This is a genomic window from Nocardia sp. NPDC002869 (assembly GCF_046764065.1).
Taxonomy (GTDB): Bacteria; Actinomycetota; Actinomycetes; order Mycobacteriales; family Mycobacteriaceae; genus Nocardia; species Nocardia rhamnosiphila.
This window is the reverse complement of record NZ_JBKOOL010000118.1, coordinates 1-18,347: the sequence shown is the minus strand read 5'-3', so window position 1 is coordinate 18,347 and position 18,347 is coordinate 1. Positions and strand designations below refer to the sequence as shown.

The window sequence follows — 18,347 nt, the reverse complement described above, 5'->3', positions numbered from 1 at the left end:
GCGCCCGAGACTCGCGGCTTCGCCGCATGCGCTTCGGGCGCTGAACGGCGGGACGGGCCTCGACCCTTTGTGGGCCTCGCTGAACTCGGCACCGAGGGGTGCGGCTGTCCGCGGTGATCAGGTGATCAGGTGATCAGGTGATCAGGTGGAGTTTGCCGAGTGTTCGGGTCTCGCCGGCGTCATGGGAGCTTTGTGCCCGGTCGGAGGTGGGGGAGCCGGGTGCGGCGGGATCGCAGGGGGCCGAAGCTCCGGCCTGCGGTCCCGCCGCCGGAAAAATCAGCCCGCCAGGGCGACCGAGCGTCGACGGAGCCGACGCCGGCCTTCGGCGATCGCCGTGCGCAGGCCCCGGCGCTTTCCGGTGATGGGATCGAACGTGGACACCGCCTGCCCGTCGAATTTCCGTTCCGAGGCTGTTTCGGGGGCGTCGTCGGCGGTGTGGCGAAGGTACTTGTTGGGCAGCGACAGTTTCAGGATGGTGCGCCAGGCCTTGAAGTACTGCACGGGCAGCGAGCCGGTGGTGTACGGCAGGTCGTATTTGTCGCACAGCTCGCGCACCCGGACCGCGACCTCGGCGTAGCGGTTACTGGGCAGATCGGGGAAGAGGTGGTGCTCGATCTGGTGGCTGAGATTGCCGGTCATGAAGTGCATGAGCTTGCCGCCGGAGATATTGGCGCTGCCCAGCATCTGCCGCAGGTACCACTGGGCCTGGGATTCGCCGTCGATATCGGCCTTGGTGAATTTCTCGGCCCCGTCGGGGAAGTGGCCGCAGAAGATGACCGCGTTGGACCAGACATTGCGGATCACGTTCGCTGTGAGATTGGCGGTGAGGGTGTGGAAGAACGAGGGCCCGGTCAGCAACGGGTAGACGACGTAGTCCTTGAGAGCCTGTTTCTTGACCTTGGCCAGGACCTCGTCGACCTTGCGGTCGAATTCCGCCCGTTCCTGGCTGTCCGGCGCGAACTTTCCGGCGGCCAGTTTCCCGAGTTCGAGGTGCTGGATCGCGACGCCGTATTCGAACAGCGACTGCAGCACCAGGTTGTAGACCGGGTTACCGATATTGAACGGCTTCCAGCGCTGATCGCGCGTGACCCGGAGCAGGCCGTAGCCGATATCGTCGTCCATGCCCAGGACGTTGGTGTACTTGTGGTGCAGGTAGTTGTGGGTGTGCTTCCAGTGCTTGGACGGGCCCGCGTTGTCCCATTCCCAGTGGGAGGAGTGGATCTCCGGATCGTTCATCCAGTCCCACTGACCGTGCATCACATTGTGCCCGATCTCCATGTTCTCGATGATCTTGGCGGTGCCCAGCAACGCCACGCCGGCCAGCCAGGCCGGGGGCAGGAAACTGGCGAACAGGACCGTCCGGCCGCTGATCTCGAGCGCACGCTGGAGCCTGATGACATTGCGAATGTATCGGGCATCGCGCTCGCCCCGGGTCGATTCGATGTCCCGGCGAATCGCGTCGAATTCGGCTCCGAGAGCCTCCACATCCGCCTCGGTGAGATGCGCGTATTCCTTGACGTCCGAGATAGCCATGGCGGCTACCCTACCGTAAGTTACGACACCGTAGGTTTGGGGATTTACGTAAAAAATGTGGTGTGCGCCCTATTGCGCGTCCCAAAGTCGAATGATAGACGGGGTGAAACAGCGCACCCGCGCGTCACATTCGAGCCTCGGTGTGGATGATAGTCCGCGGTGGCGGCCGTGTTACACCCGCCACGCGATTATCTTTCCGGAATCGACGCGCCGCTCAGGCCGAGTAGGAACGCTGCGATTTTCGCAGTGCGTGCCGGGCCCGCCGGAACAGGTCCTGCTCCTGCCGGGCCTTGGCCCGCAGGCTGCGCTCGGCGCTGCGCAGCATTTCCTTCTCCTGCTCGGCTTTGGCGCGCAGCGCGATTTTCGCCTCGTGCAACGCCCAGCGCAGGCCGCGGCGCTTTCCGGTGGCCGGGTCGATACTCCACGGCCGGTTCTCCGGCCCCGCGTGCACAGTGACCCCGGCGAACTTGCGTTCGGAGGAGGTCTCCGGCGCATCGTCGGCGGTACGGCGCAGGAATCGGTCGGGCAGGGCGAGCTTGTGAATGGTGCGGAAGGCGAGCAGATATTGCTTGCCCAGCGATCCGGTGGTGTAGGGCAGATCGTATTTCTCGCAGAGCTCGCGCACACCGACCGCGACCTCGGGGTAGCGGTTGCTGGGCAGATCCGGGAAGAGATGGTGTTCGATCTGGTAGCTCAGATTCCCGCTCATGAAACCCATGACCGGACCGGCGGAGAAGTTCGCGCTACCGAGCATCTGCCGCAGATACCATTCACCGGGCGTCTCGCCCGCGAGCTGTTCCTCGGTGAACTTCTCCGCGCCGTCGGGGAAATGGCCGCAGAAGATCACCGCGTAGGCCCACAGATTGCGGACCAGGTTCGCGGTGGCGTTCGCCTTCAAGGTCGACATGAAGGCGGGCCCGGTGACCGCAGGATAGAGCAGGAAATCTTTGGCCACCTGCCGGGCGATCTTGCGGCCGAACAGTTTGTTCGGTTCGGAGAAGAGCTGCTTAGGCGGTGTTCCGGCGAGCTCTTTCTCGATCGCCCAATCGTGCAGAGCGATGCCCCATTCGAACGCTGCGGCCAAGATGATATTGGCGATCGGCTGCACCAGGTGCACCGGCCGCCACGGTTCGTCGCGGGTCATCCGCAAGATGCCGAAGCCGAGATCCTCATCCTTGCCCAGCACGTTGGTGTAGGTGTGATGGGAGTAATTGTGCGCCCGCCGCCATTGCGCCGACGGGCCGGTCATATCCCATTCCCAGCTCGTGGAGTGGATCTCCGGATCGTTCATCCAGTCCCACTGACCGTGGCTGATGTTGTGGCCCAGCTCCATGTTCTCGATGATCTTGGCCACCGAGAGCATGGCCGTACCGGCCACCCAGGCCCAGCGGTTGCGGCTACCGAACAGCACGGCCCGGCCGGCCAGTTCCAGCCCGCGCTGCGCGGCGATGGTGCGCCGGATGTAGCGTGCGTCCCGCTCACCCAGGGACTGCTCGACCGACCGTCGGATCGTGTCGAGCTCTTGCCCCAGCATCTCCACATCTTCGGCCGTCAGGTGGGCAAAGGCTCTGATGTCGGTGATCGCCACCGGCGTCCCTTCTCTAGGCGCTGTCTGCGAAGACGAGGTCGGAACAGGCGTACCTCCGCCATCGCTCCGGCCGTACGTTCTTATGTGGACACTCCGTCCACAAGGCCGGTCCGTGTCGGACCGGGGGCGGAAACCGGAAGAGGGTTTCGGAAATCTTCCCGGAATGGGAAGCAGCCTGTGTTCACCTCGAGCGTACCGCCAGGTGCCGATCTCCGGGTGGACGTCTCCGGTCACACCTCCAGTGTGCAGTCACCCGCCGCGGCGGAGATGCACGTCTGCACCTTCTCCCCTTCGAACCGCTCCGCGCCGTTGCGCAGATCGCGGGCATGTCCCGAGCTCAAGGTGACCACGCAGGTCTGGCAGATACCCATCCGGCAGCCGAACGGCAGCTGAACACCGGCGGATTCACCGGCTTCCAGCAGGGTGGTGGCGCCGTCCACGGTGACCGTGCGGCCGCTCTTGCCGAAGGTGACGGTGCCGCCCTCGGTGGTCGCCGACCGCTCCACCTCGAACCGTTCCACGTGCAGCGCCGATTCGAGGCCGGCCTCCTGCCAGTGTTTCTCGACCTCGTCGAGCATGCCCAGGGGGCCGCACGCCCAGGCCTGGCGCTCCCGCCAATCGGGATAGAGCTCGTCCAGGGCGGCGGTGGCGAACTTGCCCTTCTCGCCGGTGAGGTGGATATGGGAGACGAATCCGGGATGCCGCGCGTGCAGTGCGTCGAGTTCGGCGGCGAACATCACGTCCTCGGCGGTCCGCGCCGAATGGATGTGCACCACATCGGTCACCGCGTCGCGGCGATCGAGGGCGCGCAGCATCGACATGACCGGGGTGATGCCGGACCCGGCGGTCAGGAACAGCACCTTCGGCGGTGCCGGGGACGGCAGCACGAACGCGCCCTGCGGGGCGGCCAGCCGGACGATCGTCCCGGTCGACACCCCGTTGACCAGGTGGCTGGACAGGAAACCCTCCGGCATCGCCTTCACCGTGATGGCGATGACCTTCTTGCCGTAGCGGGGGTCGTCCCAGTCGGGCGGGCTGGTGAGCGAATAGGACCGCCAATGCCAGCGACCCTCGACCAGGATACCGATACCGATGTACTGCCCGGGTTCGTACCGGAAGTCGAAACCCCAGCCTGGTTTGATCACCAGCGTCGCCGAATCGGCGGTTTCCTTGCGGACATCGACGACCCGGCCGCGCAGTTCCCGCGCCGACCACAGCGGGTTGGCCAGATGTAGGTAGTCGTCGGGCAGCAGGGGCGTGGTGACCCGCGCCACCGCCCCTCGCAGCAGATTCAGTTTGCCGCCGCGTTCCGCGATACCGGCCGCCGGTGCCTCCAGCCAGTTCTTGACACCGCGCACCGTCATCGCGTTCGGTTTCCTGCCCATTTGCGCTGTTCTTCTCCTGTGGTCTCCGCGCCCGGGGCGCGCCGTGGCACCAGGTTACGGCATCGTAGGTTGTCGCGGGAGCCCAGGTGAACGGCGTCGGCGGACCCGGTTGTGGCTCACAGCGAGCGGCCGTGCCGGCGGTCACCGGTCACAAGCGCGGGCTCAGAGCAGCTCGACGAGGAACGGCAGTTCCTGGGTGGCGTACCAGGCCAGTTGATGGTCCTCGGCGTCGCCCAGTATGAACTCGGCGTCCTCGTCACCGAGGTCGGCGGCATCGACATGGTCGACCGCCTCGGCCACCGCCGGTTCGGCTTCGGCGAGGTCCAGATGAACCGACGCGATCCGCTCGTATTCGATCGGCCCGTCCAGTTTCACCACCGCGTCGTCCAGGTCCGGGCGCAGGGTCGCGCCCTCCACATCCACCGCGATGACCGCGCGGCGGTACATCGGGGTGGTGGAACCGTGGACCTCCTCGGCCAGCAGCCGCAGTGCCGCGCGCGCGGCCTCGGCCATGGCGACCTCGGCCAGTTCTTCGTCGTCGCCCGAGGCATAGGCCTCGCGGAGCGCGGGCGTGAGCGCGAAAGCCGTCCCGCCGACCGCGTGCAGCACGCGTTTGTCCACGAGCTCGCGCAGCATCGGCACGGTGGCCGGTACGTACACGCGCATGGTCTTGCGGTCAGAGGCAGGCACCGAGTAACTCCTCCATCGATTCGGGCACCGACGCGGCCAGCACCCCGATATCGGCCATCGCCTCGCGGTCGGCGTTGAGTCCGTAGCAGACCCGCCCGTCATAGGACGTGATCCCGATACTCGTCGCCTGGTTGCGCAGCAGTGGCGAAACCGGGTACATCTCCAGCATCCGCGCGCCGCCGACGAACATCGGCGTCTGCGGGCCCGGCGCGTTGGTGATCACCAGATTGAACGTATGGTCTGCGAACGTACTCGCCGCCCGCACACTCATCGCGTGCAGGCTGGCCGGAGCGAACCCGGCGAGGTGTACCAGGGTCGAGGCCCGCACGCCGTGCCGGCCGCGGGCGTCCTCGGCGGTGGCATGGGCGATATGGGACAGCCGCATGACCGGACTGGGCTCGCCGACCGGCAGGTCGATCAGGAACGGGGTGATCCCGCTGGGCAGTGTGCGCCCGGTGCCCGGCTCTCCGCTGTAGCCCGACATGGGTACGACCGCGCGCAGCACGCTCGATTCGGTCAGGCCCTTGTTCCGCGACAGCAGCCAGTTGCGCAGCGCGCCGGTGACCACGGCCAGCACGGCATCGTTGATCGTGCAGCCGGCCTGCTGGTGCACCCGTTTGTAGTCGTCGAGCTCGGTGACCGCGACGGTGAATCGGCGCTGCCGGGAGGTGCGCGCGTTCAGCGGGCTGTCCGGGGTGCCGCTGGCCGCCGAGCGCACTGCGGCGACCGCGCCCTCCACCGTCCGTCCGGCCGTACCGATGAAGCCGGCGGTGCCCGCACCCGCCTCGCGCAGCACTTCCACCGCCGAGCCGGGCTGGGCCACCAGATGCCCGAGGGCGCCCAGCAGGAGATCGGTATCGCTGGGTTCGCGGCGGGGGATCCACGCGTCGTCCGCTATCTCGCGCGGGGACTCGGCCCCGTCGACGACGACATGGCCGATCTCCAGCGCGGCGTGCCCGTCGACCAGGGCCGCGTGCGATTTCGTGTAGATCGCGCACCGCCCTCCGCTCAGCCCTTCGATCAGGTACATCTCCCACAGCGGGCGGCCGGGGTCCAGCGGCCGGGAACCCAGCCGGGCGGTCAGCTCGTAGAGCTGGTCGTCGCTGCCCGGCGAGGGGAGAGCGGAACGGCGCAGGTGATAGGTGATATCGAAGCGGCTGTCCTCCACCCAGACCGGGCGCCCCAGCGACAGCGGGATCTCGCGCACTTTGCGGCGATACCGGGGCACCAGCGGCAGGCGTGACTCGACCAGATCGACCAGCGCCTGGTAGTCGAGGATCGGCTCGCCGTCGTCGCCGGTGTTGTCGAGAACGGCCAGCGACCCGATGTGTACCGGGTGGGTGGTCGATTCCAGCCGGAAGAAGTCCGCGTCCTGCGGTGTAAGCTTCGCTATCACCCTGATGTCTGCTCCTTCGGAGTCAGGAATCCGGTCTCCATTGTGACCAGGTGGTACCTGTTCCCGCACCATTGTGTGTGATATTCCGATAGGTAATCGGGAGGCTTGCGCGCGAGGTCGCGGTGATATAGCCGGGCGCGGGTCCCGGCCGGCCGGCGAATGTCGAACGAGGCACACTGGCCGGGTACACGGCGGCGCCTACCATGGGAGCCGCATTACCATGAAGCAAGCTGCGGCTTCGTGGCCCGTCGCCGGGCCGTGCGCCGCCGACATCGGAGCCGAAACCGACCCAGAGGACTGACGAGACTCGTGCCTGCGCTGACACTGACGAGGTTGCTACGTTTTGGTGAGGGTCGCATGGTCAAGCGCCTCTCCCATCTCGCCGACGAGGTGATCGGACTCGAGGGCGACTACGAGGACCTCACCGATACCGAGCTGCGTGCCAAGACCTATGAATTCCGCGAGCGCTATGCCGACGGGGAATCGCTGGACGACCTGCTGCTCGAGGCTTTCGCGGTGGCGCGCGAGGCCTCGTGGCGGGTGCTGCAGCAGAAGCACTACAAAGTGCAGATCATGGGTGGCGCGGCGCTGCATCTGGGCAATATCGCCGAGATGAAGACCGGTGAGGGCAAAACCCTGACCTCGGTGCTCCCGGCCTACCTGAACGCGATCGGCGGCGACGGCGTCCACATCGTCACCACCAACGACTACCTGGCCAAACGTGACTCCGAGTGGATGGGCCGGGTACACCGCTTCCTGGGGCTCGAGGTGGGCGCGATCCTGTCCGGTATGACGCCGCCGCAGCGGCGCGCGGCCTACGGCGCCGATATCACCTACGGCACCAACAACGAATTCGGTTTCGACTACCTGCGCGACAATATGACGCATTCGCTGGACGATCTGGTTCAGCGCGGCCACAATTTCGCCGTGGTCGACGAGGTCGACTCGATTCTGATCGACGAGGCGCGTACTCCGCTCATCATCTCAGGCCCCGCGGACGCCTCCAGCAAGTGGTATGCCGAATTCGCCCGAATTGCACCGCTTCTCAAAAAGGATCTCCACTACGAGGTCGATATCAAGAAACGCACCATCGGCGTGCACGAAGCGGGTGTGGAATTCGTCGAGGACCAGCTCGGTATCGACAACCTCTACGAGGCCGCCAACTCCCCGCTGGTGAGCTACCTGAACAACTCCGTGAAAGCCAAGGAGCTCTACACCAAGGACAAGGACTACATCGTCCGCGACGGTGAGGTGATCATCGTCGACGAGTTCACCGGGCGCATCCTGGTCGGCCGCCGCTACAACGAGGGTATGCACCAGGCGATCGAGGCCAAGGAAGGGGTCGAGATCCAGCCGGAGAACCAGACCCTGGCCACCATCACACTGCAGAACTACTTCCGCCTCTACGACAAGCTCTCCGGGATGACCGGTACCGCCGAGACCGAGGCGGCCGAGCTGCACCAGATCTACGGCCTGGGCGTCATCCCGATCCCGACCAACAAGCCGCCGATCCGTATCGACCAGGCCGATCTGATCTACAAGACCGAAGAGGCGAAGTTCAGCGCCGTGGTCGACGACGTGGTGGAACGCCACCAGGCGGGCCAGCCGGTGTTGATCGGTACCACCAGCGTGGACCGTTCGGAGTATCTGTCCAAGCAGCTCACCAAGCGCGGTGTCCCGCACAATGTGCTGAACGCGAAGTTCCACGAGAAGGAAGCGCAGATCATCGCGGAGGCGGGCCGCCCCGGCACGGTGACCGTCGCGACCAATATGGCCGGCCGCGGTACCGATATCGTGCTCGGCGGCAACCCCGACATCATCACCGACACCCTGCTGCGCCAGCAGGGCCTGGACCCGGTGAACACCCCCGAGGAATACCAGGCCAACTGGTTCCATGCGCTGGAGAAGGTGAAGAAGCAGGTCGCCGAGGACGCCGAGGCGGTGAAGGAGGCCGGCGGTCTCTATGTGCTCGGTACCGAGCGCCACGACTCCCGGCGTATCGACAACCAGCTGCGCGGCCGGTCCGGCCGCCAGGGCGATCCGGGTGAATCGCGGTTCTACCTGTCGCTCGGCGACGAGCTCATGCGCCGTTTCAACGGCGCGGCGCTGGAGTCGATCATGACCCGGCTCAACCTGCCCGACGATGTGCCGATCGAGGCGAAGATGGTATCCAAGGCCATCAAGAGCGCGCAGACGCAGGTCGAGCAGCAGAACTTCGAGATCCGCAAGAACGTGCTCAAGTACGACGAGGTGATGAACCAGCAGCGCACCGTCATCTACGAGGAGCGCAACCAGATCCTGCGCGGCGAGGATATGGAGGGCCAGGTCCAGAGCATGATCACCGATGTGATCACCGCCTACGTGGACGGCGCCACCGCCGAGGGCTATGTGGAGGACTGGGATCTCGACAAGCTGTGGGGCGCGCTGAAAACGCTCTATCCGGTGAGCCTGAACCACCGCGACATCACCGGTGAGACCGAGGTCGGCGAGGCCGGGGAGATCACCCGCGAGGATCTGCTCGAAACCCTCCTCGACGACGCGCACGCCGCCTACGAGCAGCGCGAGTCCGAGATCGACGGCCTGGCCGGCGAGGGCAGTATGCGCACCCTGGAACGCCAGGTGCTGCTGTCGGTGCTGGACCGGAAGTGGCGCGAGCATCTCTACGAGATGGACTACCTGAAGGAAGGCATCGGCCTGCGCGCCATGGCCCAGCGTGATCCGCTGGTGGAATACCAGCGCGAGGGTTTCGATATGTTCGCCAACATGCTGGAGGGGTTGAAGGAGGACGCCGTCGGCATCCTGTTCAACGTGCAGGTGGAGGTCCAGCAGCCGCAACCCGACGGTGTCCAGGTGGGCCAGGGTCTGCGTTCCCCGATCGGCTCACAGCCGGTGCCGCCGGAGAGCCAGTACCCCACCGAGAAGCTGCCGATCATCAACGGTGCGCCGCCGGCGCTGCGCGCCCGCGGTATCGACGATTCGGGCCCGCGGGGCCTGAGCTACTCGGGGCCGGACGAGGGCGGCCGCACCGCGGTGCACAGCGATGCGGAGGAGTACGGCTCCGACGAGCCGACCCAGGGCACCCGGCGGGAACGTCGCGAGGCGGCCCGGGCGCAGACGAAACAGGGCCGGGGTCCCAAGACCCGTCGTAAGCACTGACCACGAAACAGGCGGCGCCGACCCCGGATACCGGGAGCGGCGCCGTCGTGTCGGCGGGGTATCGGAAATGCCGCGTGGGGTTGCCGCTCAGCCCAGCCCGGTGTGCTGCGGGCAGTAGGCACCGACTGCTGCTTCCAGAAACAAGTAGGGGTACTCCACGAACGGCCGTGCTTCCTCGGCGAGATAGGTGCGGTTCGCCGGGGTGTTGCCGGAGGTGCCGAGGTAATCGCACTGGGCGTGCGCGAGGGCGATCGCCGCGTCCTGGAGTTGGCGGGTTTCGTCGTCGAACGCGCTGGCGCGGAGGAATTCTCGGTCGGTGAAGGGTAGCTGCGCGACGGAATCGTCCTTGCCCGCCGGGCTGTGCACACCCGCCGAGCCCGGCCGCGAGACGCCGGGAGGGTGTGCCGAGGCACTGGAGAAGCTGCCGAACACGAGCGCGGCCGTGACCGCGCCGATGGCCAGAATTTTGAGCATCGTTCCTTCTGTGTTCGTTGGTGCTGGACGGGATGGTGGGGCAGCGGGGCCCGCCACGACGGCTCGGGCCCGGACTGTCGCGCCGACGTCTCGGCGTAGTCTCGGCCGAATAACTTCGGTGCGCGCCGCATATTAACGCGGCGCGAAGCCGGCGGTTTGCTGATTCGCCGTGCGTCGCCGAACATCCCATCAATTGCCTGATCGATTTCCGGGAATATGTGTTGACCAGGTGTGTTCCCGGTGTTCGCGCGCGCCCCCGGGCCGTGCCGGATGAGGGTGCATGTGTGGACTCGGCTCGAGGCGAACGGTTCGCAGCCGCGTGCGCGGACCGCAAATCCGCGCGTTCGCTGGGCTTCTCCCAGATCGCGCTGGTGTACAAGGTGGTGCTGCCGACGGCGGTACCGACCATCTTCACCGGCCTGCGGATGGCCGCGGCGTCCTCGATCCTGGTGCTCATCGCGGCCGAGATGGTCGGGGCGAAGGCCGGGCTCGGGTATCTGATCACCGCCGCGCAGCTGAACTTCCAGATCCCCGATATGTACGCGGGGATCATCGCCATCGCGCTGGCCGGCCTGATCTTCAACGCGGTCCTCGTGTTCGTCGAGCGTCGGCTGTCCCGCTGGCGCGTAGCTCTCTAGACAGGCAGTGATGTCCCACCAACTCCATCTCAACGCGTTTCTCATGGGTGTCGGCCACCACGAAGCGGCCTGGCGGCATCCGCGGACCGAGGCGCGCGATGTGCTGCGGGTCGGACTCGTCGCCACCGCCTCCACCGGTGACAACGAGCCCTGCAATCTCGCCCCGGAAATTCGCCTCACTCGATCGGATCAGCGGTGGGTCGGCCGGCTGTTCCGCACCGATGGCGCTCGCCGGCACGGTCAGCGCGCGGCGGCGCGGACGAGTTCGAGCAGTTCGGTCTCGTCGAGGTCGATGCGACGGGCGGCGTTTACGAGTTGCCGGGCGAGTTCGATGACCGCCGCCCGCCCGTCCGGTGTCCCGGCGCGGACGGTGGCGCCGCGCCCGCGGCGCAGTTCGATCAGACCTTCGTCGCGTAACCGCTGATAACCCGCGAGCACGGTATGGATACTCACGTCCAGCGACGCCGCGAGTTCCCGGGCGCCGGGCAGCCGGGTGCCGGCGGGCGCGTCGCCGTCGGCGATTGCCCGCCGGACACAGGCCGCGATCTGGTCGGCCAGGGGTTCGGGCCGCGCCGGGTCGACACGTATCAGCACCGGATTCAGTCCGCCCGTGCGACGACACCGGCCAGGACACCGGCACCCGTGCCGGCGTCGTCGACCGAGACCACGAACCGGCGCCCCGAGCGGCGCGTCACCACGATGCCGGGCCCGGCGCGGAGCACCACGGCCGTGGCGCCCGGGATCACCCGGATACCGTACCCGCCGTACCGGAGGGGGGAGATGTCGTCGGCCGATACCTCCGTGATGTCGCCGGGCCGCAGCCGCCATCGGGGCCAGCCCAGTAAGCCGGTTCCCACGGTGAGGCCGCGCTGGTCCACGACCACCCGCAGCAGCGCCAGTTGCGCGAGCAGCACCCCGGTGAGCGCCAGCAATACCCCGGTCAGCGGCTGGGCGACGAATCCGACCACCACTCCCATGAGTACGGCGACCACACCGGCAAGCAGCATCCACGGTGACACCGCCCGCCGTGACCAGCTGATGCGTTCGGTGCGGCCGAGAGCGAGGGGTTCGGCCGGTGCCGGACCCGGCGTCACCGGGCTCGCCGGTGCGGCGAGCCGGCCCGCCGCCCCGAACAGCAGCCCGGCGACCGCCGCGGCCGCGAACGCCCAGCCCGAGAGCGTGACCCGCGCGGGGTCGGCGGCGTCCAGGTTCGCGATGGTGCCCGCCAGCATGATCGTGCCGACGAATCCGCCCACGCCCCAGGCCGTGGCGACCAGGGACCGGATCGGGTCCAGGGGAGTATCGGCCCGGCGTGCGTTCGTGCGGGCCCCCACCACAAGGATCGCGGCGAACAGGACTCCCAGGCCGAGACCCAGGCCGGCCGAGACGGACATCGCCGGTACCCGTCCGGTGAACCCGTCGGCGCCGTCGGCGGCGAAATGGGTGGCCACCGGATCGGGCAGCCGGTCGGCCGCCGCGGCGAGCAACACGATGTTGGGCACGGCGGACAGGATCGGCGGGAGTCCGGCGAGTAGGCAGAGCCGGAGCGAGTTCGGGGTGGTCATGGGCATCTCCTTGTTATGGTTGAACCATAACAAATGACGCAACAGTCGCGGTAGGCGGGCCCACGTCGACGGTATCGGCGAGAATCCGATCGCCGGGGAGTTCGCCCGAGTCGAGGGAGAACTTCAGGACGAGGGTCTCGCCGATATCGACGACGACGGGGGTGAGCAGGCCCGGGTCGATACGGCCGGCGTCCGCGTAGTGCCGCAACACGGTACTGGTGAAGCGTCCGCCCTTCGGCTCGAGCACCTGGGCGTACATGGCTTCGGCCAGTTCCGGATAGCGCTCGCGTTCGGCGAGAATCGCGCCGGTGGCGCGCGCGGTGGGGTCGCCACCCAGGACACCATCAGCCGGAGGGCCTCGATCAGGCCGAGGCGCAGATCGTCGGTCGGGGCGGGTGCGGGCCGCTCTTTCTCGCTGCCCGTCACGGTTCCCCGACCAGGCGAGTGTGCTGCCGACCCTGCGGCAGCGCCGTGGTCCGGACGGGGCGCGCCACGAATACTTCCGGATCGAGCCACCGAGTCTGCTGTGTCCTGCCCGCGCCGGGAGAATCTGTCGGCCCGGGGGTGGACACTGATCTCATGGCATACGACGAAGAGCTGGCGGAGCGGGTCCGGGCGGTGGTGGTGGAGGCCGGCGCCGAGGTGTCCGAGCGGCGCATGTTCGGCGGACTGGCCTTCCTGATCGGCGGCCATATGGGGGTCGCCGTCAGCCGGGAGGGCGGGTTGATGGTGCGCATGGAACCCGCGGCGGCCGCCGCGCTGGTCGACGACGTCTCGGTGACCCCCATGGTGATGCAGGGCCGGGAACTGGACGGGTGGCTCCGGGTGACGGCGGCGGCGATCCGCGACGACCGTGACCTCACCACCTGGGTCGAACGCGGCGTCCGGTTCGCCGGATCGCTCCCGCCCAAGACCCCGAAACCCCGGGCACCGAGGCGGAAGAACGCACGGCTGCCGTAACCGGCATGCTCACCACTGGTCGTTGGAGTTCAGCGCGACCAGCAGGCGGCGGATCGCGGCCACTCGCCGCGCTTTGTCCGGAAGTTCGTCCAGCGCGCATTCCGGATCGGCGGGCGGACCCAGATGCGTACAACCGCGCGGGCAGTCCTCGATCGCCGCGGCGAGATCGGTGAAGGCCGCGATCACATCGTCGGGCGTGATGTGGGCAAGACCGAACGACCGGATGCCCGGAGTGTCGATGACCCAGCCGCCACCCGGCAGCGCCAGCGCGACCGACTGCGTGGAGGTGTGTTTGCCCTTGCCCACCCCGGACACCTCGCCGACCGCCCGCTCGGCGTCGGGAACCAGCCGGTTGACCAGGGTGGACTTCCCCACCCCGCTATGTCCCAGGAAGCAGGTGAGATGGCCGGTGAGCAGGGCCAGTGTCGCGTCGAGCGGATCATCGATTCCCGCATAGACGATGGTCAGGTCCAAGTCGTCGAATGCGGCCGCGAATTCCGAGTCCCCGGCCAGATCGTGTTTGGTGAGACACAGGACCGGCTCCAGACCGCCCGCGTAGGCGGCCACCATGGCCCGCTCCACGAACCCGGTGCGTGGCGGCGGATCGGCCAGCGCCACCACGATGAACAACTTCTCGGCATTACCGACCACCACCCGCTCGAACGGATCGGTGTCGTCGGCGGTGCGCCGCAGCACGGTGGTGCGCTCGGTGACGCGGACGATCCGCGCGAGGGTGTCGGGCCGGCCGGACAGGTCGCCGACCACCTCGACCCGATCGCCGACCACGATGGGGGTGCGTCCCAGTTCCCGGGCCCGCATGGCCACCAGCGGGCGTTGCGGATCGCCGTCGAGCACACATCCCCAGCGCCCCCGGTCCACCGCGACGACCATGGCCGGCTGCGCGTCCCGGTGTTCCGGGCGGGTCTTGGTTCGCGGCCGCGAACTCCGCCCGGGACGCACCCGGACATCGGATTCGTCGTAGGACGCGGTGGTGCGGCCGCGCCGGCTCAGTGAGCCGCTCCCGGTCCGGCCGACTGCGGGTCGAGCATCGATTCCCACAGGGCGACGAAATCGGGCAGGGTCTTGGCGGTCGTCCCGATGTCCTCGATCTCGATCCCCGGTACGGCGAGCCCGAGAATCGCGCCGGCGGTGGCCATCCGGTGGTCGGCGTAGGAATGCCAGCGGCCGCCGTGCAGCGGGGCGGGGACGATCTCCAGGCCGTCCTCGGTTTCGGACACCTGCCCGCCGAGCCGGTTGATCTCGGTGGACAGCGCGGCCAGCCGATCGGTTTCGTGCCCGCGCAGATGGGCGATGCCCCGCAGCCGGGACTCCGAATCGGCCAGTGCCGCCAGCGCCGCGACGGTCGGGGTCAGCTCGCCCACATCGTGCAGATCGATATCGATACCGGCCAACCGGTCCGGACCGGTCACGGTGAGCGCGCCGTCACTGAAACCGGCTTCGGCGCCCATCCGCACCAGGATCTCCCGGATCACATCGCCGGCCTGGGTGGTCAGCCGCGGCCAGTGCGGGATGCGGACGCTGCCGCCGGTGACCGCGGCCGCGGCCAGGAACGGGGTGGCATTGGACAGGTCCGGTTCGACCGTCCAGTCGACCGCGCGGATCGGGCCGGGCGACACGGTCCAGGTCTGTTCGCCCCGGACATCGGCGGGCGCCTCGACCGCGACATCGGCGCGGCGCAGCATCTCGACCGTCATCTCGATATGCGGCATGGAGGGCAGCGCGCTCCCGGAATGGCGCACCACGACGCCCTCGTCGAAACGTGCCCCCGACAGCAGCAGGCCCGAGACGAACTGCGAGGAACCGGAGGCGTCGATGGTGATGGCGCCACCGCGCAGGGCGCCGGTCCCGCGCACGGTGAACGGCAGGGCGTCGCCCTCGATATCCGCGCCGAGCCCACGCAGGGCGTCGAGGATGGTGCGCAGCGGGCGGACCCGGGCGGCGATATCGCCGTCGAAGGCGGTCTCGCCCCCCGCGAGGGTCGCCACCGGGGGCACGAAACGCATCACGGTTCCGGCCAGGCCGCAGTCGACCCGCCCGCCCCGTAGTGGCGCGGGGGTGACGGCAAGGGTGTCGGCGTCGCCGATGATCTGGGTGCCCAGGGCACGCAGCGCGGTGATCATGAGGCCGGTGTCACGGCTGCGCAGGGCTCCGGTGATGGTCGAGGGGCCATCGGCGAGCGCGGCCAGGACCAGTGCTCTGTTCGTGATCGATTTGGAGCCGGGCAGGGTGACGGTCGCATGCACTGGGGCATCGACATGGGGCGCTGGCCAGAAACTCACCCGACCATCTTGGCGCATCGGGCCGACAGGCGTGTCGGTGGTGCTCGTCAGTGTGTCGCCGAGCACCACCGATCGCGTCCGCACCGGTGGTGGCCGGACTACTTGTTCCGGCCGTGCAGCAGCGGAACCATCTTGCGCAGCATCTTCATGTTCGCCTGGGTGCGGCGATAGCTCTGCAACGCCATCCCGGGAATCGTGAAGCGCTGCACCGCGATCGAATGCGGGCGGACGAATTCGCGCATACCCGGCTCACCGTGGATACGGCCGATACCGGAATCGGCGCTGCCACCGAAGGGCAGGCCGGGGATGGCGGCGAAGCCGAGTACCGAGTTCACCGAGGTCGCGCCGACCTTCAGCCGCCGGGCGATCTCGAGTCCCTGCTTCTTCGAGTACACCGCCGAGGCCAGGCCGAAGGTGGTGTTGTTGGCGAGATCCACGGCCTCGTCGATGCTGTTCACGGTGGTGACGGTGACGGTCGGACCGAAGGTCTCCTCCTTGACCGCCGCCGAGTCCTCGTCCACGTCCACCAGGACGACGGGTTCGATGAAGGGGCCCTTGATCGATTCCGGGCCGCCCAGCAGCGCTTTGCCACCGCTGGCCAGGGCCGCGTCGATATGTTTCTTGACGATATCGATCTGGCTCGGCATGGTCATCGGGCCGTAGGCGGCATCCTTGTCCGAGCCCGGTTTCACATCCTTCAGGATGCGGGTCAGCTCGGCGAGGAACTCCTCCTTGACCGACTTGTCCACGTAGACGCGTTCCACGCCGGCGCAGGTTTGACCGCTGTTCGAGGTCGCGCCCCAGGCGATGGCGTCGGCGGCGGCCTTCACATCCGCGTCCGCCGCCACGATCACGGGGTCTTTACCGCCGCACTCCAGCAACACCGGGGTGAGGTTCTCGGCGGCCGAGGCCATGATCTTGCGTCCGGTGGCGGCCGAACCGGTGAACGCGACCTTGTCGATTCCGGATTTCACCAGCGCGGCACCGGTCGCGCCGAAACCGTTGATCGCGACGAAAACGCCCTCGGGCAGTTCCGGGTTGGCCTCGGAGAAGGCCTCGGCGAGGAAATTGCCGATTCCGGTGGAGAATTCCGACGGTTTGAACACCACGGTGTTACCGGCGGCCAGTGCGTAGGCCAGCGACCCGTTAGGGGTGTAGACGGGATAGTTCCACGGTCCGATCACGCCGATGACACCCAGCGGCCGGTATTCGATACGGGCCGAGAAGTTCGCCATCAGCGGGCCCGCGGGGACCTTCTGGGGGGACAGGACCTTCTTGGCATGCTTGGCCGCCCATGCGATGTGCTCGAGCGCGAGCATCAGTTCCAGAAAAGCGTCGTCGAGCGGTTTACCGTTCTCGGCGTGGATGAGCGCGCAGAACTCGTCGGATTTGGCGACCAGCCGGCTGGACCAGCGCAGCAGGGCCTTCTTCCGGCCGTCGAAGCCCAGATCCTCCCAGACCGGAGCGGCGGCGCGCGCCTTCGCGACAGCCTCACCGACCGCCTTCTCGTCGGCGATCGGATACGTGGCCAGGGTCGCTCCTGTGGCCGGATCGACCGAGGTGAGCACCGATTCTTTCTCGGTAGCGTGTTCGGTGGTTGTCACAGGTTCTCCTCTGCGGAAGTAGGGCGGTAGCTGCGCGCGTGAACGGGCAGCCTGTGACCGCCGCGTCCCGGTGAGAGAATGCTAAGACATAACTCTCAACACGTCACCAAGTACTGGCATCATTGTCGCGCACCGGCCCGGGATTGTCTTGATCTGTCGGTATTCGGTGTAAGTATCGGAATATGTGCGGACGGTATGCGACAACGACGGACCCCGGCCGGCTCGCGGTCGAGTTGGACGCCATCGACGAGACCGGGGGCTTCGGAGCGCCGGGCGGTGGCGGGCCGACGGCCGCGGAGGACGCGGAGACCCGCGGCGGCCGGGCGCCGGGGGCCAACTACAACGTCGCGCCGACGACGCAGATCGTCACGGTCGTCGACCGGCATACCCACGAACACCCCGACGACACACCGAGCCGCCGTATCCGGCGGATGCGCTGGGGGCTGATTCCGCACTGGAGCAAAGCCGCCGAACCGGGAATTCCGGTCAAGGGGAAACCACTGTTCAACGCCCGGGCGGACCGGGCGGCCACGCTCCCGTCCTTCCGGGACGCGGTGAAATACCGGCGCTGCCTGGTCCCGATGGACGGCTGGTACGAATGGCTCGTCGAACCCTATCCGGCGGGTCCGGGCAACGGGAAGAAGCCCAAGGTGGTCAAGCACCCGTACTTCATGTCCCGTCCGGACGGTGCGCGGCTGTACATGGCGGGGCTGTGGTCGGTCTGGCGGGACCGGTCACTCGACGATCCGGAACCGCTGCTGTCGTGCACCATCCTCACCACCGACGCCGTCGGCGACCTCACCCGGATCCACGACCGGATGCCGCTGCCCATGCCCCGCGAACACTGGGACGCCTGGCTCGACCCCGATCACCGCGCCCCCGCAGACCTGCTCGGACCGCCCAGCGAGGCCCTGGTGGCCGAGATCGCGGCCCGGCCGGTGTCGACCCTGGTGAACAGTGTGAAGAACAACGGGCCGGAACTACTGGCGTCCGCCCCCGATGCGGCGGAGCAGACCACCCTGCTGTGAGGTCGCGTCGGCCCGGGACGGTGAACCGTC

At 67.7% G+C, this 18,347-nt stretch carries 15 protein-coding genes and 1 pseudogene; 4 read left to right on the top strand and 12 right to left on the bottom strand.

Features of this window, described 5'->3' with window-relative positions; translation table 11 throughout:
- Nucleotides 1-276: 276 nt before the first annotated feature.
- From ACLML9_RS20395 to ACLML9_RS20375, 5 genes are all read right to left on the bottom strand, one after another.
- On the bottom strand, nucleotides 277-1,533 hold the full coding sequence (locus ACLML9_RS20395) for a fatty acid desaturase family protein (protein WP_411947031.1): 1,257 nt from the start codon (nucleotides 1,531-1,533) through the stop codon (nucleotides 277-279).
- A 214-nt stretch (nucleotides 1,534-1,747) separates the two neighbouring features.
- Complete coding sequence (locus tag ACLML9_RS20390; protein ID WP_411947030.1) at nucleotides 1,748-3,121, bottom strand: fatty acid desaturase family protein; 1,374 nt, start codon at nucleotides 3,119-3,121, stop codon at nucleotides 1,748-1,750.
- Between the two features lie 230 nt (nucleotides 3,122-3,351).
- Entirely contained in the window at nucleotides 3,352-4,506 is a 1,155-nt protein-coding gene (locus ACLML9_RS20385) for a ferredoxin reductase (RefSeq protein WP_411947029.1), read from the bottom strand.
- A 162-nt stretch (nucleotides 4,507-4,668) separates the two neighbouring features.
- Complete coding sequence (locus ACLML9_RS20380) at nucleotides 4,669-5,172, bottom strand: DUF6912 family protein (RefSeq protein WP_411947033.1); 504 nt, start codon at nucleotides 5,170-5,172, stop codon at nucleotides 4,669-4,671.
- A gap of 10 nt (nucleotides 5,173-5,182) precedes the next feature.
- Nucleotides 5,183-6,592, bottom strand: coding sequence for a WS/DGAT/MGAT family O-acyltransferase (locus ACLML9_RS20375; RefSeq protein WP_411947028.1), 1,410 nt, complete (start codon nucleotides 6,590-6,592; stop codon nucleotides 5,183-5,185).
- Nucleotides 6,593-6,901: 309 nt separating this feature from the next.
- Between ACLML9_RS20375 and secA the strand changes: the two genes are divergently transcribed.
- A complete protein-coding gene (secA, locus tag ACLML9_RS20370) occupies nucleotides 6,902-9,748 on the top strand; it encodes a preprotein translocase subunit SecA (protein ID WP_411947027.1) in 2,847 nt (948 codons plus the stop codon).
- 87 nt (nucleotides 9,749-9,835) lie between these two features.
- Here the strand turns inward: secA and ACLML9_RS20365 are convergent, their stop codons facing one another.
- The gene (locus ACLML9_RS20365; protein ID WP_411947026.1) at nucleotides 9,836-10,222 is read right to left on the bottom strand and encodes a DUF732 domain-containing protein; all 387 of its coding nucleotides are present in this window, start codon (nucleotides 10,220-10,222) and stop codon (nucleotides 9,836-9,838) included.
- 332 nt (nucleotides 10,223-10,554) lie between these two features.
- On the opposite strand from ACLML9_RS20365, the pseudogene ACLML9_RS20360 reads away from it, so the two are divergent.
- A pseudogene (locus tag ACLML9_RS20360) lies at nucleotides 10,555-10,860 on the top strand (ABC transporter permease); the annotation flags it as partial.
- Between the two features lie 240 nt (nucleotides 10,861-11,100).
- Here ACLML9_RS20360 and ACLML9_RS20355 read toward each other — a convergent pair.
- Genes ACLML9_RS20355 through ACLML9_RS20345 form a run of 3 tightly spaced genes read right to left on the bottom strand, consistent with a single transcriptional unit; the run spans nucleotide 11,101 to nucleotide 12,672 of the window.
- Nucleotides 11,101-11,454, bottom strand: a complete 354-nt coding sequence (locus ACLML9_RS20355; RefSeq protein ID WP_411947025.1) for a GntR family transcriptional regulator — start codon at nucleotides 11,452-11,454, stop codon at nucleotides 11,101-11,103.
- 5 nt (nucleotides 11,455-11,459) lie between these two features.
- Nucleotides 11,460-12,425, bottom strand: a complete 966-nt coding sequence (locus ACLML9_RS20350) for a hypothetical protein (RefSeq protein ID WP_411947024.1) — start codon at nucleotides 12,423-12,425, stop codon at nucleotides 11,460-11,462.
- 13 nt (nucleotides 12,426-12,438) lie between these two features.
- Entirely contained in the window at nucleotides 12,439-12,672 is a 234-nt protein-coding gene (locus ACLML9_RS20345; RefSeq protein WP_411947023.1) for a hypothetical protein, read from the bottom strand.
- A 332-nt stretch (nucleotides 12,673-13,004) separates the two neighbouring features.
- Here ACLML9_RS20345 and ACLML9_RS20340 point away from each other — a divergent pair, with 332 nt between their 5' ends.
- Complete coding sequence (locus ACLML9_RS20340; RefSeq protein ID WP_411947022.1) at nucleotides 13,005-13,385, top strand: TfoX/Sxy family protein; 381 nt, start codon at nucleotides 13,005-13,007, stop codon at nucleotides 13,383-13,385.
- Between the two features lie 9 nt (nucleotides 13,386-13,394).
- Here the strand turns inward: ACLML9_RS20340 and rsgA are convergent, their stop codons facing one another.
- From rsgA to ACLML9_RS20325, 3 genes are all read right to left on the bottom strand, one after another.
- Nucleotides 13,395-14,396 carry a ribosome small subunit-dependent GTPase A gene (gene rsgA / locus ACLML9_RS20335; RefSeq protein ID WP_411947032.1) on the bottom strand — a complete coding sequence of 334 codons (1,002 nt, stop codon included), beginning with the start codon at nucleotides 14,394-14,396 and terminating at the stop codon, nucleotides 13,395-13,397.
- On the bottom strand, nucleotides 14,393-15,703 hold the full coding sequence (gene aroA, locus ACLML9_RS20330; RefSeq protein WP_411947021.1) for a 3-phosphoshikimate 1-carboxyvinyltransferase: 1,311 nt from the start codon (nucleotides 15,701-15,703) through the stop codon (nucleotides 14,393-14,395). The genes rsgA and aroA overlap by 4 nt, the downstream gene beginning before the upstream one ends.
- 80 nt (nucleotides 15,704-15,783) lie before the next feature.
- Nucleotides 15,784-17,289: an aldehyde dehydrogenase family protein gene (locus ACLML9_RS20325; protein WP_411947020.1), complete on the bottom strand. Its 1,506-nt coding sequence runs from the start codon at nucleotides 17,287-17,289 to the stop codon at nucleotides 15,784-15,786.
- A gap of 182 nt (nucleotides 17,290-17,471) precedes the next feature.
- Here ACLML9_RS20325 and ACLML9_RS20320 point away from each other — a divergent pair, with 182 nt between their 5' ends.
- Nucleotides 17,472-18,317, top strand: a complete 846-nt coding sequence (locus tag ACLML9_RS20320) for an SOS response-associated peptidase (RefSeq protein ID WP_411947019.1) — start codon at nucleotides 17,472-17,474, stop codon at nucleotides 18,315-18,317.
- Nucleotides 18,318-18,347: the final 30 nt, after the last annotated feature.

Excerpts from the sequence above, each read along its gene's own strand:
- ACLML9_RS20365 (WP_411947026.1), bottom strand. The coding sequence starts at position 10,222 with ATGCTCAAAATTCTGGCCATCGGCGCGGTCACGGCCGCGCTCGTGTTC.
- ACLML9_RS20350 (WP_411947024.1), bottom strand. The coding sequence starts at position 12,425 with ATGACCACCCCGAACTCGCTCCGGCTCTGCCTACTCGCCGGACTCCCG.
- ACLML9_RS20385 (WP_411947029.1), bottom strand. The coding sequence starts at position 4,506 with ATGGGCAGGAAACCGAACGCGATGACGGTGCGCGGTGTCAAGAACTGG.
- ACLML9_RS20340 (WP_411947022.1), top strand. The coding sequence starts at position 13,005 with ATGGCATACGACGAAGAGCTGGCGGAGCGGGTCCGGGCGGTGGTGGTG.
- ACLML9_RS20380 (WP_411947033.1), bottom strand. The coding sequence starts at position 5,172 with ATGCGCGTGTACGTACCGGCCACCGTGCCGATGCTGCGCGAGCTCGTG.
- ACLML9_RS20320 (WP_411947019.1), top strand. The coding sequence starts at position 17,472 with ATGTGCGGACGGTATGCGACAACGACGGACCCCGGCCGGCTCGCGGTC.
- aroA (WP_411947021.1), bottom strand. The coding sequence starts at position 15,703 with ATGCGCCAAGATGGTCGGGTGAGTTTCTGGCCAGCGCCCCATGTCGAT.
- ACLML9_RS20395 (WP_411947031.1), bottom strand. The coding sequence starts at position 1,533 with ATGGCTATCTCGGACGTCAAGGAATACGCGCATCTCACCGAGGCGGAT.